Origin of the sequence: Halomonas sp. AOP5-B2-8 (genome assembly GCF_052376475.1) — a bacterium.
GTDB classification, from domain to species: domain Bacteria; phylum Pseudomonadota; class Gammaproteobacteria; order Pseudomonadales; family Halomonadaceae; genus Vreelandella; species Vreelandella casei.
Genome location: NZ_JBQSVS010000003.1, coordinates 161,897 through 177,843 on the forward strand (window position 1 = coordinate 161,897; position 15,947 = coordinate 177,843).

Sequence of the window (15,947 nt, forward strand, 5' to 3'; positions counted from 1 at the left end):
TCTCCCTTAACTTGCGCTCGGTTTGCTGTCACGACCCTGCAGATTACGGTGCAAGATAGCGTGAAACTCTTCCGCAAAATCTTCATATTTGCCGAGCAGCCGAGAAGCGTCATTAGAGAGACGGTTATAGAAAATAACCGCTGGAATAGCGGCAAACAGGCCCATCGCCGTTGCAATCAGCGCTTCCGCAATCCATGGCGCAACCGTTGACAAGGTTGCCTGCTGGGTCAACGACAGTGCCTGAAATGACCCCATGATACCCCAGACCGTCCCGAACAGACCGATATAAGGGCTTGCAGAAGCAACAGTGGCTAGAAAGACCAAGTGCTGCGTTAAGCGATCCTCTTCCCGTGACCACGCCACGCGCATACTACGCTGTACACCCTCTAACACGGTGCTAGCGTCACTCGTTTTAGGCATTAGCCGGTTGAATTCACGAAACCCAGCTTGGAAAACGTGTTCAGCCCCGTGTCGAGGGTCATCAACTGGAATCTCTCGATAGAGCTCATTCAAGTCGACACCGGACCAAAAAGACTCTTCAAATTGGTTGTATTCTTGCTTGGCACGGCGCAGCGCTATGCTGCGCTGAAAAATCACCACCCAAGAGAGGATTGACGCCACCACAAGTAGCAGCATTACCAGCTGTACGACGGTACTGGCATTCATTATCAGGTGGGGAATGGACATGGTGTTATCGTTCACAGGTGCCCTCATCAATCTATTAGGGTCGGTATTTCCGACGCAGTGAATGGCCTCTTGGTTAAGAGGCCTGTATCAAAATCTTAAGCGCGGGTGGCCAAGCTTTTGGCCGTAAACGCTCTTTACTCAAGCATGCTATCTCGACTGTGGCAGTGCATAGGAGTTCCTCAGCGCGCCAAACTTGCTGCTCGAAGGCCATCCGACAGCGCCCGACGTTAGTTACCCGTGCACTAATTTCCAACGCATCGTCCAAACAGGCAGGCTTTGCATAATCACAGGCCAAGCGGTATACCACTAGCTGTGTACCTTCGTCTAGCAGCGTTTGCTGATTAAGGCCTAGTTCGCGTAACCATTCACTGCGCGCACGCTCCATAAACTTCAGATAATTAACGTAGTAAACAATGCCGCCTGCATCCGTATCTTCCATATAAACACGTAGCGGCAGGCGATAACTAGCGGCGGTAGAGACACTCACGGGCGTCGCTCCCCTTCCATGTCGGACGCCTGTTCGTGAGGAACGCGCTCAAAGTGTAGCCAAGCCTGACGTGTGACGACGCGCCCACGAGGTGTACGCATGATTAAACCTTGCTGAATAAGATAAGGCTCAATCACATCTTCTATGGTGTCTCGCTCCTCGCTAATCGCTGCGGCTAATGAATCAATACCCACCGGGCCGCCATCGAATTTATCGATCATAGCCAGTAAGAGCCGCCGGTCCATATGATCTAGCCCATGATGATCTACATTGAGCATATTGAGTGCTGCGTCTGCGATTGCTACATCAACCACACCGTTGCCCTTCATTTCGGCGTAATCGCGCACACGGCGCAATAGGCGATTCGCTATACGAGGCGTTCCTCGTGAACGACGCGCCACTTCAATAGCTCCTTCGTGGCTGGTTTCTACGCCGAGTAGGCGCGCTGAGCGCGAAACAATTTCGGTAAGCTCTTCCAGATTGTAAAATTCAAGACGCTGAACAATGCCAAACCGATCGCGTAGTGGTGAGGTTAATAATCCTGCACGGGTGGTGGCGCCGACCAACGTGAAACGAGGAAGGTCTAGCTTTATGGAACGCGCAGCGGGGCCTTCACCAATCATGATATCCAGCTGAAAATCTTCCATGGCGGGATATAAGACTTCTTCGACGACGGGAGAAAGGCGGTGAATTTCATCGATAAAAAGCACGTCGCCAGGCTCTAGATTGGTCAGCATAGCGGCTAAGTCGCCGGCACGCTCAAGCACTGGCCCGGAGGTAGACTTCATGCCCACCCCCATCTCAGCGGCGATAATATGAGCCAGCGTGGTTTTACCTAACCCCGGCGGCCCGAACACCAGCGTATGATCTAGGCTCTCTTCACGTAACCGAGCGGCGCCGATGAAGATTTCCAGCTGTTCGCGAACGCGGGGCTGGCCAATATACTCATCCAGCCGCTTGGGGCGAATTGCGTAATCAATGCGCACCTCACCTTGCTCAGGCTCAGCGGCGATCAGCCGATCGTGTTCTAACATAAGTGCTCTTTTTTCAAGTGCATTTTTTAAGTGCGTTTTTTTAATCGTAAATTCAACAACGGTCTATGCTCAGCCTGTACGGCTAGCCATTCATACGTTGCGTCAGCGCGGCTTTAATAAGCGCCTCCGTCGACTGATTAGAGTCTATGTCCGCCAACATTTTTGATGCTTCGGTGAGTTTATACCCCAAACTTACCAATGCGGCCTCCGCATCGGCGAGGTTGTCTCGTGCAGAGCCCCGGCCATTGGTAGCCTCAAGAGGCAGTAATGCATTGCTACCATCTTCCCACTCTGGAAAGCGATCGCGCATTTCGATGATCAGCCGCTCGGCGGTTTTTTTCCCCACGCCTGGCAGCTTGGTTAGCGCCTTACTGTCATCGTCTCGGACACAGCGCATAAAGGCATCTTCGTCCATGCCCGACAAAATCGCTAACGCCAGTTTAGGCCCCACGCCGTTGACCTTTATCAGTGCTCGAAACAGAGCACGCTCATGCTCTCTTCCAAAACCGTATAGCAGGTGAGCGTCGTCACGAATGGTTAGATGTGTGAATAACGAAACGCTTTCCCCGACTGCAGGTAATGCTACCAACGTGTTCATTGACGTTTCTAGCTCGTAACCTACGCCATGAACGTCGATCACGATCCAAGGCGGTTGCTTTGCCAGTAACTGGCCACTCAGACGTCCAATCATAAAGTCGCTCGCGCTCGGGTGAAAACGATAGAGTAAAAACAGCCGTTTACTATAAAGTGACTATGTACAGATGACCAGTAGTAAGACTTTACATATTGTCGATTTAAAGACGCCAGCGCCCTGCAGAGCGGCTGCGACCCCGCGTCACCGTGCCAGTAAGCCCCGGTGCGCTGTAGGCATGGGTTAACGCAATGGCAAGCGCATCGGCGGCATCTGCTTGCGGAGTGGCCGAGAGCTGCAAAATAGCCGTCACCATATGTTGCACTTGAGCTTTATCCGCACCACCCTGGCCCGTCACCGACTGTTTGATTTGTCGTGCGGCATACTCGGCAAGACTTAACCCGTGATTTGCCATACAGACTAATGCGGCTCCTCTTGCTTGGCCCAGTTTAAGTGCTGAATCCGGATTTTTAGCCATAAAAACACGCTCAATAGCTACTTGAGAAGGCTTGTGCAAACCGACGACTTCGCTGAGTCCTGCATAAATTTGTGCCAAGCGTTGCTCTAAAGCGCCGTCAGCGGTGCGGATACAGCCGCTCGCTACGTAGCAAGGCTTGACGCCAATCACATCAATAACGCCGTAACCCGTCACGCGGGAGCCAGGATCAATGCCCAGTATGCGTATGGGTACAGCAGGCTTTCTCTCATCCATAACACCGTTACTCGAGTGGATTAGGCCTAACTATCAGAGCAGCATACAAAAACACCGACGCCGTAGCGTCGGTGCTGGTCAACGGTACAGGCGCTTTATTCTGCGACTGTTTCCGCCTTAACTTTTTGACGTAGGCGGATGTGAAGGTCTTTTAGCTGCTCTGGGCTGACTTCACCCGGCGCATTGGTCATTAAGCAGGCCGCGCTTTGGGTTTTCGGGAAAGCAATCACTTCACGAATAGTCTTAGCACCGACCATCAGCATCACCAAACGGTCCAGACCGAACGCTAAGCCACCATGCGGGGGCGCGCCGTATTGAAGCGCATCCAGCAAGAAGCCGAATTTCTCCTGGGCCTCTTCCTCACCAATGCCAAGAATATCAAATACGGTGCTCTGCATGGCTTGGTCATGAATACGAATAGAGCCGCCACCGAGCTCGGTACCATTAAGCACCATGTCATAAGCCCGAGAAAGCGCTTTAGCTGGATCAGCCTTGAGCTCCTCAGGTGTGCACGAAGGTGCCGTAAACGGATGGTGCAGCGGACTTAAACGACCGCTGTCATCGGCCTCAAACATGGGGAAGTCGACAACCCAAAGCGGCGCCCATTCCTGGGTGTAAAGCTCCAGGTCAGCGCCCAGCTTGACACGCAGCGCGCCAATGGCTTCGTTGACGATACGCGCTTTATCTGCACCGAAGAAAATAATATCGCCATCTTCTGCGCCTACGCGATCAAGCAGCTCTTCAACGATATTTTCCATAAACTTGACGATCGGTGACTGCAGACCCTCAAGCCCTTTAGCGCGCTCGTTGACCTTAATCCATGCCAAGCCCTTAGCACCGTAAATGCCAACAAACTTGGTGTACTCATCAATCTCTTTACGCGAGAGCTTAGCACCGCCGGGCACTTTGAGCGCCGCTACGCGGCCATCATCGGCACTGGCCGGACCAGAAAAGACTTTAAAATCGACCTGCTGCATTAGGTCATCAACGTCAGTCAGTTCAAGCGGGATGCGCAAGTCTGGCTTATCAGAGCCAAAGCGATCCATCGCTTCCTGCCACGTCATCCGCGGGAACTCAGGAAGCTCAGCGCTTAACACTTCTTGGAACAGCTGGCGAATCATGGTTTCAGTAATCCCCATGATATCGTTCTCATCTACAAACGATGCCTCAATATCAATCTGGGTAAATTCAGGCTGACGATCGGCACGTAAATCTTCATCACGGAAACATTTGGCAATTTGATAGTAGCGATCAAAGCCGGCCACCATCAAAAGTTGCTTAAACAGCTGAGGCGACTGCGGCAACGCAAAGAAGCTACCGGCATGCGTACGGCTAGGCACTAGATAGTCACGCGCCCCTTCTGGTGTGGCGCGTGTCAGCACAGGGGTTTCGATATCTAAAAACCCCTGACCTTCAAGGTAGGCACGAACGTTGTGAGAAATACGTGAACGCAGACGCAGTTTTTCAATCATGTCAGGGCGACGCAGATCGATATAGCGATACTTTAAACGCACTTCTTCGCCCACTTTCCCATGCTCATCAAGCATGAAAGGCGGCGTAATTGCCGCGTTGAGCACTTCAACATCTTTTGCTAACACTTCAATCATGCCCGTCGGCATGTTGGCATTTTGGGTGCCTTCTGGACGCAACCGCACACGGCCTGTAATGCGCAGGACGTACTCGCTGCGAGCGCGGTCCGCATGAGCGAACGCATCGGCGGTATCGGGGTCGACCACGATCTGAGCGATACCATCGCGGTCGCGCATGTCGAGGAAAATTACTCCACCGTGGTCACGGCGGCGATGAACCCATCCGCATACCGTAACCGTTTGATCCACCAAAGTTTCATTCAGCTGGCCGCAATAATGGCTGCGCATGTCAAATCCTGTTCTGTTACGTGGCAATTAATGTGTCGCGGGTCGTCCCAACCCTGGCAGCCTCGGCTATGCCGCGGCGCCCTTGTCTGTAGGAGTAGCGCTCTTAGAGGTAGCACTGGTATCACTGGTTTTGCCAGCATCTGTCGATGCCGTTTTGCCATCAGCGACTAAATTCTTTTTGCTACCCGTTTTAAAATCAGTTTCATACCAACCGCCGCCGGCCAAGCGAAACCCTGCAGCGGATACCAAGCGAGCCAAACCATCGCTATGACACGCTGGACAATCCTTTAAAGGATCAGCACTAATCTTCTGCAGTTTTTCCATACGATGGCCGCAGGCCTTGCACTCATATTCATAGATGGGCATGTTGATGACTCCTTATAAAGCTCAACGCTGACAGGTTCAGTTCTGACAGACGTGTTTCTGACAGAAAAATAGCAAAAATAAACGCTGCCGGGCTGCCAATATGTGGCCAGTCGGGATAAATTCCAAGGCTGCGGTTGATCAAGCGCCGCCATTATACCCTTTTGTGACCCCTGCCAAGCAAGGTTATGCAGACCAAGGCAGTTTATGGAGATAAGAAAATGCCCCACGCAGTGATATTGGATGCTAAGAGCTTAGGCCCCCAGATTGACTTAGCCGCCATTCGTGAGTCGGTTTCTCACCTTGAGGTGTTTGAGCAAAGTTCGACACAACAGGCGGCTGAACGCCTTGCTGACGCAGATATTGCGATTGTAAACAAGGTCGTTCTAGACGCAAAAACGTTGCAACAGCTGCCCAAACTGCGGTTGATATGTGTACTAGCAACGGGGCTTAATAATATTGACCTTGAGACGGCTAAAGCTAATAACATTGAGGTCAAAAACGTAGCGGCTTACGGCACTGCCAGCGTTTCGCAGCACACTTTAATGCTCATGCTCTCACTAGCCAATCGCCTCCCCCTTTATCAGCGCGACGTGGCCGCAGGTAAGTGGCAGCGCAGCGATTTTTTCTGCCTGCAGGACTATCCTACGCTACAGCTTTCAGGCAAACATTTAGTCATGGTTGGGCAAGGAGAGCTGGGCTCTGAAGTTGCTCGTTTAGCGGAAGCGTTCGGAATGAACGTCTCTTTTACCGCCCGACCAGGCAATGAGACCAACGACAAACGCCCGTCCCTTGATGATCTGCTTGATGATGCTGACGTTATTAGTTTGCATTGCCCGCTTAGCGACGCTACTAAGCATTTGATTAATCGGGAGCGCCTGGCTAAGGCCAAACCATCGCTGCTACTGATTAACTGCGCCCGAGGCGGCATGATTGACGAGGTTGCTGCATTAGACGCGCTACGCAGCGGCAAACTAGGCGGACTGGCGGTTGACGTACTGCCGGCAGAACCCCCCAGAAACGGGCATCCACTGCTTGACGCGCTCGCCGAACCGCTCAATTTGATTGTCACTCCACACAATGCCTGGGTCACACCCGAAGCCAGACAGAACATTGTGAGTTTAACGGCAAACAATATTAGCGAATGGAAAACATCTCAGTGAAAAACACCTGAAAATCATTTACGAGGCTGAGATGCCTTAACGGCGCTAGGGGCGTGGCGATCATCCAGGGTGTCATTACAAAACCTGGATGAGCCACACTCCTGAGGTGAATGCGCTGTACTGCGGGCTATTTAAACGTACTCTTGTTTGATAAGCACCGCGCTATTTCTTGGCACCAGAGCTCGACCGCGGCGCAACAGCAAGGACCGAGTAAAGGCAGCACCAAACAGTAAAATCAATGAGCTGTAGTAAACCCAAAGTAAAATCATCACAACAGACCCTGCTGCGCCATAGGTTGAAGCGGTAGCGGTATGCGCTAAGTAAATAGCGATAACGCTACGACCTATAGTAAATAGTACCGCGGTGACAACAGCCCCCAAAAATACATCTTTCCACCGCAGCACGACATCGGGCAGTACTTTAAAAATAGTCGCAAATAGCAATGTCACCATGGCCACTGAAATAAGCGATTCTAAAGACGTCGTAAATAAACTGGCAAACGGCAGTAAGTTGTCTGTCGCTAGCAGCACTCCACGCAGCACGACTCCTAAAACTAATGACACCAGCAGGATAAACCCGATGGATAGGACAACCGTAAGCGATAGCAGACGGTTTTTAATAAACACGAAGGCGCTATTAGACGTTGGCTTTGCCGTCACTCCCCATATCGTGTTAAGCGAAAATTGCATTTGCGCGAATACGGTCGTGGCCCCCACGATCAGCGCGATGAACCCCAACACCGTCGGCAACAGCCCCGACTCTTCAATGCGCGACTGCGCGACCGCTTGTTCGATCGCCGTCGCGGCATCGGTTCCTAACGTACCCTGCAGCTGCGCGACTATTTGACCTTGGGCAGCTTCTTCGCCTAATACAACGCCGATTACCGTCACCGCAATGATAATAGTAGGTGCCAATGAGAACAGCGTATAAAAAGCGAGCGAGCCTGCATAGCTAAACGCATTTCGTTCTAGCCATAATGAAACGGCATCTTGCATTACATTCCACCAGAAGGTTGCCGTTTTTTTAATCATATTCACTTCCCATGTAATCGTTTAGACGCGTTTTGTAAGGCTTATCGGTATGCTACGTATATAGCATACCGAACCACAACGTTTAACGCAGTTTTCTGACACGTGACATGTCATCGTTGCTGCCATCCGTAACGGCCAAGCTCATGCTTGCAGAAAGTCCCGCGGTAGCTTCACCATCTGCCGCCATAAACGCTCTACACCAGGCTTGTGCACCATCGAGCAGCGATATAGGCGGATCTCAAGCGGTATATCCCAGTGTTGCTCACCGGCTCTGACCAAGCGCCCACTTTTCAACTCTTCGCGAATACAAAAATCAGGTATCCATGCCACGCCAGCACCCTGTAACACCATTCCTTTCAGGCCTTCGGCCATGGCGGTTTCATAAACGGTGCGTAACTTCATCCGTAGCGGATCATTTTTGAGCAGCATGCGTACCGTTCGGCCTAAAAATGCGGCTTGGGTATAGGAGAGATAGGGGATGGAGGCGTCATGCTGCAATGAAAATAGCGGCTTACCCTGCTCGTCTGGCAACGAAACGGGCAGCATATTGACCTTGCCGATTGAGAACGAGGGAAATACTTCAGCATCTAGCTGCATAGTGGCAAAAGGATCGTAATACGCGAGCATTAAATCGCAGTTACCCTCGCGCAATACGTGAATAGCCTCTCCTACGTTCATAGCCACTAAACGAGTGGGCAGCTCCCCCAGGCCTTTTTGTAACCGAGAAATCCACGGTGGATAAAAACTCAACGCTAAAGAGTGCGCCGCGACGATATCTAACGCTTCATTAGCAATAGACAAACCACGTAAATGGCTCAGCGATTCGTTCAGCTGTTCGACAAGGTTTCGCGCTGTGACTAAAAAAAGTTGGCCTTCGGGCGTTAACCCAACGGGCGTTGTGGAACGATCTACCAAAGTTACATCAACAGCTTGCTCTAGCGCGCGAATACGCCGACTAAAAGCCGGCTGTGTAACGTGTCGCTGGCGTGCTGAGGCCGAGAAGCTGCGTGTGCCGGCAAGCGCCACGAAATCCTCCAGCCATTTTGTTTCAAGATTCACCCATGACTCCTTGTTTTACTCGTCATCCACGCAGAGCTGCTTTTATTATCAGAGGTACCTGCATTATTGGACAGGAGCCGTTAAGTAAGCTGCCCGAGAAACTACTTTCATCCACATTGAACGCTGATTAATTTCATCCATTGTTACACGGCGGCACTGTTCAAAATCATTTTCTAGCATCACCGCGACGCTGGCAGCAAACTCTGGGCTAGGTATAAACGCGGTGATTTCAAAATTTAATCGAAACGAGCGATTATCTAAATTGATAGTGCCTACCGTGGCTGCTTCACCGTCTACAAGCATTACTTTTTGATGTAGAAATCCTGGAAGATAACGGTATATTTTAACACCCGCTCTTAACATGTCAGGCAGGAATGAAAATGCTGACAAGAATACTAATAAATGGTCTGGTCGCTCAGGAATCATCACGCGCACGTCTACACCGCGCATCGCCGCTAAGCGCAACGCATCCTGAACGCCTTGATCGGGTACAAAATAAGGACTAGTGACCCACAGGCGATGTTTCGCACTATGAATAACCTGCTGCACTAACAGGCTGGCAGTGTCCTGGCGGTCAGCGGGACCAGAAGGCACTATGACGACATGATGGTCGGTTGCTGTAGACGTATCGGCTATCCAGTTCAGGCTAATCACTTCGTCCGTTGCCCAGTGCCAGTCTTCCCAAAAGGCCTCCTGCAAGCCCAACACACTGGGCCCTTGCAGCTTTAAATGCGTGTCGCGCCAGGCACCGTGTCGCGGGTCCTCACCTAGGTATTCAATACCCACGTTTAAACCACCTACCCAACCCTCTTTCCCGTCAACTACCGTGACTTTACGGTGGTTACGGAAGTTGAGCTGAAATCGATGTTTAAACCCTCGCGATGACCGAAAGGCACTGACTGACGCGCCTTCACGCGTTAAATCGCCCAGATAGCCTTCGTTTAATTTGCGGCTACCCACTTCATCATAAAGAAAATAAACCCGTACGCCACGCTTAGCCGCACGCTGCAGATGACTCAACAAACGCTGGCCCAGCGCGTCGTTGCGCACGATAAAAAACTGTATCAACACATAGTTTTCAGCGCGATCAATGCCGTCAAAAAGGCTCTCAAACGCGGCGTGACCGTTGACCAATAGCGTCGCTTGATTACCGCGCGTCAATGGCATCATGGCCAGCTGTTCAACGGCCTGGATATCGGCACTGCTTGAAGGCGCCACGTAGGGCTGCACATTGGCTCGATAACGAACTAATACCCGGCGCAGTACGGTGTCACGCTGGCCGCGAGCCGATACGTAGCCGTAGAACCGCGGTCGACCAAAAAACCAATAGGCTGGAAGTGCAACATACGGAAAAGTAAGCAGCGATATAATCCACGCTACCGCTCCTTGAGAGGTGCGGCTAGACATCAGCGCCATGATGGCCGACACGATGCCTAACAGATGTATCAATAAAATGCTGGTCCCTAATAACCAAGAGGCCATAGCTACGTCCTTATATAGGCAAGGGCCTCGCCACAAGCGAGGCCCTTTTCGTTTTAAAGCCTAATCAACCATACTTCTTTACTACGCAGACTGAGCAATAATTTCTTTCCACTTAGCCGGTCCTGTTTGATGCACCGATGTACCCTGGCTATCCACAGCAACGGTCACAGGCATATCTTCAACTTCAAATTCGTAAATAGCCTCCATGCCCAGATCTTCGAAACCAACTACCCGCGATTTTTTAATCGCCTGTGCGACGAGATAAGCCGAACCGCCAACGGCCATCAGATAAACCGCTTCGTTGTCGCGGATGGCATCAATGGCTGTTTGACCACGCTCTGCCTTACCGACCATGCCGAGCAAGCCTGTTTCTTCCAGCATTGTACGAGTAAATTTATCCATCCGTGTTGCCGTGGTGGGTCCTGCTGGTCCAACCACCTCGTCGCCAATCGGATCAACCGGCCCGACGTAGTAGATAAACCGCCCTTTCATATCCACTGGCAAGGGCTCACCTTTTGCCAACATATCTATCATGCGCTTATGAGCGGCGTCTCGGCCAGTCAACAGCTTTCCGTTTAACAATAGCGTATCGCCCGGCTGCCACGTTTTGACGTCGGCTGGGGTGACGGTGTCAAGATTAACACGCTTGACGTTCTCGCCTGCTTCACGAGTAATTTCTGGCCAATCTTCCAGCTTCGGCGCTTCAAGCACCGCAGGGCCTGAACCGTCCAGAGTAAAGTGAGCGTGGCGAGTAGCCGCACAGTTAGGAATAATCGCGACCGGCTTGTTAGCGGCGTGAGTTGGGTAGTCTCTCACTTTAATATCCAAGACCGTGGTTAAACCACCTAAACCCTGCGCGCCAATACCACTCTTATTGACCTTATCAAACAACTCTAGGCGCAGCTCCTCAGCACGATTACTCGGCCCACGGGCCTGTAAATCTCGTATATCGATAGGATCAAGCAACGCTTCTTTAGCAATTAGCATGGCTTTTTCAGCAGTACCGCCAATACCAATGCCCAGCATACCGGGCGGGCACCAGCCGGCGCCCATCTTCGGCAGCTGCTCCATAACCCAGTCCACCACGCTATCTGAAGGATTCAGCATGGCAAACTTGGATTTTGCCTCACTGCCACCACCCTTCGCGGCCACATGAATATCGACGCTGTCACCAGGCACAATCGAATGATGAATAATGGCCGGGGTGTTGTCTTTGGTGTTGGCCCGCTTACCGTCTGGATCAGCCAGTACCGAGGCGCGCAGGATATTATCCGGCAACAGGTAAGCACGACGAACACCTTCGTTGATCATGTCGTCCAAGCTCATGTCCGCCTCCCACGTTACGTTCATACCCACATGAACGAACACGGTGACAATACCGGTATCCTGACAAATAGGACGGTGGCCTGTGGCGCACATGCGTGAATTAATCAGAATTTGCGCAATGGCATCTTTCGCAGCGGGGTTCTCTTCACGCTCATAGGCGGCAGCCATGGCGTCAATAAAATCTTTAGGATGATAGTAAGAGATGTACTGCAGAGCATCGGCAACGCTTTGAATAACGTCGTCCTGGCGAATCACGGTCATGGACTAACAGCTCCTAGGTTATCGTCTAGTCAGCGGCTTTCTTTCGCAACTGCGAAAGTGCCGTCTTAGCGTGGGCCAAGTATACCGTATTGCCCCTCACGCGGCAGCATCCCTAGCGATACCAGTGACAACGTAGTTCAGTTTGTAAAAAGAGATTCAAACATTCAAGATAACGGTATAAACCCTAAAAAACTAACTCGACTGGCAGCGCGGGCATAGATACAGCCGTCTTGAACCCACCATGATTCGCTGGATGACCTCGCCACAGCGGTGACATTGCAGCCCGGCACGATCAAATACTGCAAAGCGCCACTGACTGCGTGGCTCACCGGCGACCTTAGCCTGCTTAATCCAAGCAGCACAATTGGTGATGCCTGCCGTTTGGTACGTTTGAAGCGTGGTTTCAATAATGCACTTCGCCAACATCTGCTGCTGCCCTGGCGACAAATCTATCGGACGCGTTTTCGGAGAAAGCTGCGCAAAAAACAAAACTTCCGAGCGCAGATAGTTGCCCAACCCTGCCACCAACCCCTGATCAAGCAACAGCGCCCCTAAGCTACGTTTGTGGAACTGCTTAAGATTTAGACGTTGCTGGACGTCGCCAGCCGTGACTTCCTGGCTGAGCAAATCAGGCCCCAGCCGAGATAAAAACGGATGCTGCGCGAGATTATCCTCGTGCCAAAGGGAAATATCAGAGGCACTGTAAAGGCTTGCGCTACGCCCTTGCGCCGTCAATCTAACACGCAGCGTGCGCTTTGTGTCAGGCGGTTGATCGGCATCATGCTGCTTCCAAACACCGTACAGCTGGTTGTGCGAATACAGCACGCGCCGATCACTAAACCGGATCAACATCGCCTTGCCCCACGTATCAACCCGCGTAACACGCGCACCAACAAGAGACGCGGCCTGCTCAGCAAGCTCTGGGAAAGCAAACCAAGCAGCGTCTATCTCACGCTCGCCTATCTGCTGCTGTACACGGTCTGCCGCACGGCGAATTTCGGGCCCTTCCGGCATACGTCTCCTATCCCAATACCAGCTGTTTTTCCTTCATTTGATGCAGCTGGTCGCGAAGACGCGCCGCCTCTTCAAACTCCAGATTTTGCGCTGCTTCAAACATTGCATCTTCGAGCTTGTTAATCGCACCCAAGAGATCTTGCTTACTCATACTGGCGATATCATAGTCAGCGGCTGACTCAGCTACTTTGCGCTCATTACCGCGGCGGCGGCTGCTTTTCTTACCAGGCGCTTGCGCCGCTTCAAGAATATCGGCGACCGAACGAGTCACCGTTGTCGGCGTAATACCATGCTCTTCGTTATGCTCTGTTTGCTTAGCGCGCCGCCTATCCGTTTCATCAATGGCCTTGCGCATTGAGTCCGTAATACGGTCCCCGTACAAAATAGCTTTACCATTAGCATTACGGGCAGCGCGGCCGATGGTCTGTATCAACGAGCGCTCAGAGCGCAAGAAGCCCTCTTTATCGGCATCCAAAATTGCCACGAGCGATACTTCCGGAATATCGAGACCTTCGCGTAACAGGTTTATACCTACTAGCACGTCAAACTTACCTAAGCGCAAATCACGGATAATCTCTACCCGCTCCACAGTGTCGATGTCAGAGTGTAAGTAACGCACTCGAATGCCGTGCTCATCAAAGTAATCCGTGAGATCTTCTGACATACGCTTGGTAAGAGTGGTGACCAAAACGCGCTCACCCACGGCGGTGCGCAGTCCAATCTCCGAGAGCAGATCATCTACCTGAGTGCTGGCTGGGCGCACCTCAATTTCAGGGTCTAGCAGTCCGGTGGGACGTACCACTTGCTCAACCGTCTGACCGGTGTGCTCGGCTTCATAACGGCCTGGGGTGGCGGAGACAAAAATAGTCTGCGGTGAAATCGCCTCCCACTCTTCAAACTTCATGGGCCGATTATCCAGCGCTGAGGGCAGTCGAAAACCGTACTCGACCAGTGTTTCTTTACGCGAACGATCGCCTTTATACATCCCACCGACCTGCGGCACGCTGACGTGAGATTCATCGATAAACAGCAGTGCGTCGTCTGGTAAATAGTCGAAGAAGGTCGGCGGCGGCTCGCCCGATGCACGCCCGGAAAGGTAGCGCGAGTAGTTTTCAATACCGTTGCAATAACCGAGTTCAAGCATCATTTCTATATCGTAAAGCGTGCGCTGCTCCAAACGCTGGGCCTCCACCAACCGCTCGTGTTTGCGCATCCACTCTAAACGCTCTTTGAGCTCCTCTTTAATGTCATCGATGGCGCCTAAAATCGTTTCCCGTGGCGTAACGTAGTGCGATTTTGGGTAGATGGTCATTCGCGCCACCTCGCCATGGACGGCACCGGTTAGCGGATCAAACATGCGAATCGTGTCGATTTCATTGTCGAACAGCTCGATTCGCACCGCCTCTTCTTCAGAATCAGCGGGGAAGACATCGATGACGTCGCCACGAACTCGGTAAGTGCCGCGCCGGAAATCCATATCATTGCGGGTGTACTGTAGCTCGGCCAAGCGGCGTAAAAAGGCGCGCTGGTCAATCAGTTCACCGCGGGAGAAATGAAGGCGCATTTTCAGGTATTGCTCGGGATCACCCAGGCCGTAAATAGCCGACACGGACACCACAATTAGCGCATCACGGCGCTCAAGCAGCGCCTTGGTGGCTGAAAGACGCATCTGCTCAATATGGTCATTAATCGACGCATCTTTCTCGATAAACGTATCGGATGCCGCCACATAGGCTTCAGGCTGATAATAATCGTAGTAGGAGACGAAATACTCAACCGCGTTATCAGGGAAAAAAGACTTAAACTCACCGTAAAGCTGGGCAGCGAGCGTCTTATTTGGCGCCATGACAATCGTTGGGCGCTGCTGCTGCTCAACCACATTCGCCATAGTGAAGGTTTTACCCGACCCCGTAACCCCGAGCAGTGTCTGATGGGCAAGCCCTGATTCCAGGCCACTAATCAGCCCTTTAATAGCGGCGGGCTGATCGCCAGCAGGCTGAAATTTAGACTGCAATCGAAAGGCTTTGCTCATCGTGACTCCAAAACAAGGGGGAATTAGCTAAAAACAAACTAAACAAGCCGCGTGGCGATCTCGACGGTGGACTCAGTCATCAAGCGCTGGATGGGGCAACGGTGGCTTATATCTTCCAGCCTGGCGCGCTGATCAGGATCATCAATACCCTGCAGCATTAATGCGACATCTAACTTATAGATACCTTTTTTTTCCTGGCTATCATCTCGCTGCACGGTGACGGTAATTCCCTCAAGCGACCACTCTTTACGCTTGGCGTACATCGACACTGTGATCGCCTTGCAAGTGCCTAAGGCAATATCAAAATAGTCATGGGGATCCGGTGCACTACCATCACCGCCAACAATGGCCGGCACATCGGCAAACATATCTTCTAAGCCATTGACCTCAATGCGCTGCCTAAAAACGTTGTTGCGTTCACTGATAATGGTAATCGGTATATGCATTAAGAAACCTTTACGCCCAGCTTAAGTTTTTCAATCGCGTTAATAAGCGTTTGACGCGTTGCCCGGCCATCCACGTCGGCGCCGTGCCTTCCCACCTCAGCACTGTCAACGCCTTCAAGCATCATAAGCGCCGTGGTGATTTTATTAACTTGTTCGACCGTTTTAACTTGCTGAAATGTTAATGATTGTTGCGCCATACCGTTTCCTTACCTGTTGGTCAACACCTGATAAACTGTGTAAAGCTGATATCAAATGAAGAGTTTAGCACGCTAATAGTGCCTTGCAATTGATGCCCTGCGCCCGCATTAAACGGCATATCAGTACGTATTTTATACGCTGGCA

16 protein-coding genes are annotated in these 15,947 nt (G+C 51.7%); 1 reads left to right on the forward strand and 15 read right to left on the reverse strand.

Features of this window, described 5'->3' with window-relative positions:
• Positions 1-6: 6 nt before the first annotated feature.
• The 7 genes from tolQ to ACT3RP_RS08340 all read right to left on the reverse strand — a co-directional run bounded on the left by tolQ (position 7) and on the right by ACT3RP_RS08340 (position 5,794).
• The gene (tolQ, locus tag ACT3RP_RS08310) at positions 7-687 is read right to left on the reverse strand and encodes a protein TolQ (RefSeq protein WP_225734419.1); all 681 of its coding nucleotides are present in this window, start codon (positions 685-687) and stop codon (positions 7-9) included.
• 73 nt (positions 688-760) lie between these two features.
• Positions 761-1,174 (reverse strand): tol-pal system-associated acyl-CoA thioesterase, encoded by a 414-nt coding sequence (gene ybgC / locus ACT3RP_RS08315; protein ID WP_483393618.1) that lies wholly within the window; start codon positions 1,172-1,174, stop codon positions 761-763.
• Positions 1,171-2,208 (reverse strand): Holliday junction branch migration DNA helicase RuvB, encoded by a 1,038-nt coding sequence (gene ruvB, locus ACT3RP_RS08320; protein ID WP_483393619.1) that lies wholly within the window; start codon positions 2,206-2,208, stop codon positions 1,171-1,173. The genes ybgC and ruvB overlap by 4 nt, the downstream gene beginning before the upstream one ends.
• 82 nt (positions 2,209-2,290) lie before the next feature.
• Positions 2,291-2,899, reverse strand: coding sequence for a Holliday junction branch migration protein RuvA (gene ruvA, locus ACT3RP_RS08325; protein ID WP_096280098.1), 609 nt, complete (start codon positions 2,897-2,899; stop codon positions 2,291-2,293).
• A gap of 103 nt (positions 2,900-3,002) precedes the next feature.
• Positions 3,003-3,551 (reverse strand): crossover junction endodeoxyribonuclease RuvC, encoded by a 549-nt coding sequence (gene ruvC, locus ACT3RP_RS08330; protein ID WP_483393620.1) that lies wholly within the window; start codon positions 3,549-3,551, stop codon positions 3,003-3,005.
• 95 nt (positions 3,552-3,646) lie between these two features.
• Positions 3,647-5,428, reverse strand: coding sequence for an aspartate--tRNA ligase (gene aspS, locus ACT3RP_RS08335; protein WP_096280103.1), 1,782 nt, complete (start codon positions 5,426-5,428; stop codon positions 3,647-3,649).
• A gap of 66 nt (positions 5,429-5,494) precedes the next feature.
• Positions 5,495-5,794 carry an FmdB family zinc ribbon protein gene (locus ACT3RP_RS08340; protein WP_096280105.1) on the reverse strand — a complete coding sequence of 100 codons (300 nt, stop codon included), beginning with the start codon at positions 5,792-5,794 and terminating at the stop codon, positions 5,495-5,497.
• A 218-nt stretch (positions 5,795-6,012) separates the two neighbouring features.
• On the opposite strand from ACT3RP_RS08340, the gene ACT3RP_RS08345 reads away from it, so the two are divergent.
• Positions 6,013-6,954 carry a D-2-hydroxyacid dehydrogenase gene (locus tag ACT3RP_RS08345; RefSeq protein ID WP_096280107.1) on the forward strand — a complete coding sequence of 314 codons (942 nt, stop codon included), beginning with the start codon at positions 6,013-6,015 and terminating at the stop codon, positions 6,952-6,954.
• Positions 6,955-7,085: 131 nt separating this feature from the next.
• Here ACT3RP_RS08345 and ACT3RP_RS08350 read toward each other — a convergent pair whose 3' ends face one another.
• The 8 genes from ACT3RP_RS08350 to ACT3RP_RS08385 all read right to left on the reverse strand — a co-directional run bounded on the left by ACT3RP_RS08350 (position 7,086) and on the right by ACT3RP_RS08385 (position 15,802).
• Positions 7,086-7,985, reverse strand: coding sequence for a YihY/virulence factor BrkB family protein (locus ACT3RP_RS08350; protein ID WP_096280109.1), 900 nt, complete (start codon positions 7,983-7,985; stop codon positions 7,086-7,088).
• Between the two features lie 141 nt (positions 7,986-8,126).
• Complete coding sequence (locus ACT3RP_RS08355; RefSeq protein WP_096280111.1) at positions 8,127-9,044, reverse strand: LysR substrate-binding domain-containing protein; 918 nt, start codon at positions 9,042-9,044, stop codon at positions 8,127-8,129.
• Positions 9,045-9,107: 63 nt separating this feature from the next.
• On the reverse strand, positions 9,108-10,526 hold the full coding sequence (cls, locus tag ACT3RP_RS08360; protein ID WP_096280113.1) for a cardiolipin synthase: 1,419 nt from the start codon (positions 10,524-10,526) through the stop codon (positions 9,108-9,110).
• Positions 10,527-10,607: 81 nt separating this feature from the next.
• Positions 10,608-12,113, reverse strand: coding sequence for a fumarate hydratase (locus ACT3RP_RS08365; RefSeq protein ID WP_483393621.1), 1,506 nt, complete (start codon positions 12,111-12,113; stop codon positions 10,608-10,610).
• A 192-nt stretch (positions 12,114-12,305) separates the two neighbouring features.
• On the reverse strand, positions 12,306-13,127 hold the full coding sequence (gene nei, locus ACT3RP_RS08370) for an endonuclease VIII (protein ID WP_483393622.1): 822 nt from the start codon (positions 13,125-13,127) through the stop codon (positions 12,306-12,308).
• Between the two features lie 7 nt (positions 13,128-13,134).
• Complete coding sequence (gene uvrB, locus ACT3RP_RS08375; RefSeq protein WP_096280120.1) at positions 13,135-15,159, reverse strand: excinuclease ABC subunit UvrB; 2,025 nt, start codon at positions 15,157-15,159, stop codon at positions 13,135-13,137.
• A gap of 38 nt (positions 15,160-15,197) precedes the next feature.
• Positions 15,198-15,605: an OsmC family protein gene (locus tag ACT3RP_RS08380; protein ID WP_096280122.1), complete on the reverse strand. Its 408-nt coding sequence runs from the start codon at positions 15,603-15,605 to the stop codon at positions 15,198-15,200.
• Positions 15,605-15,802, reverse strand: a complete 198-nt coding sequence (locus tag ACT3RP_RS08385) for a hypothetical protein (RefSeq protein ID WP_096280124.1) — start codon at positions 15,800-15,802, stop codon at positions 15,605-15,607. The genes ACT3RP_RS08380 and ACT3RP_RS08385 overlap by 1 nt, the downstream gene beginning before the upstream one ends.
• Between the last annotated feature and the right edge of the window lie 145 nt (positions 15,803-15,947).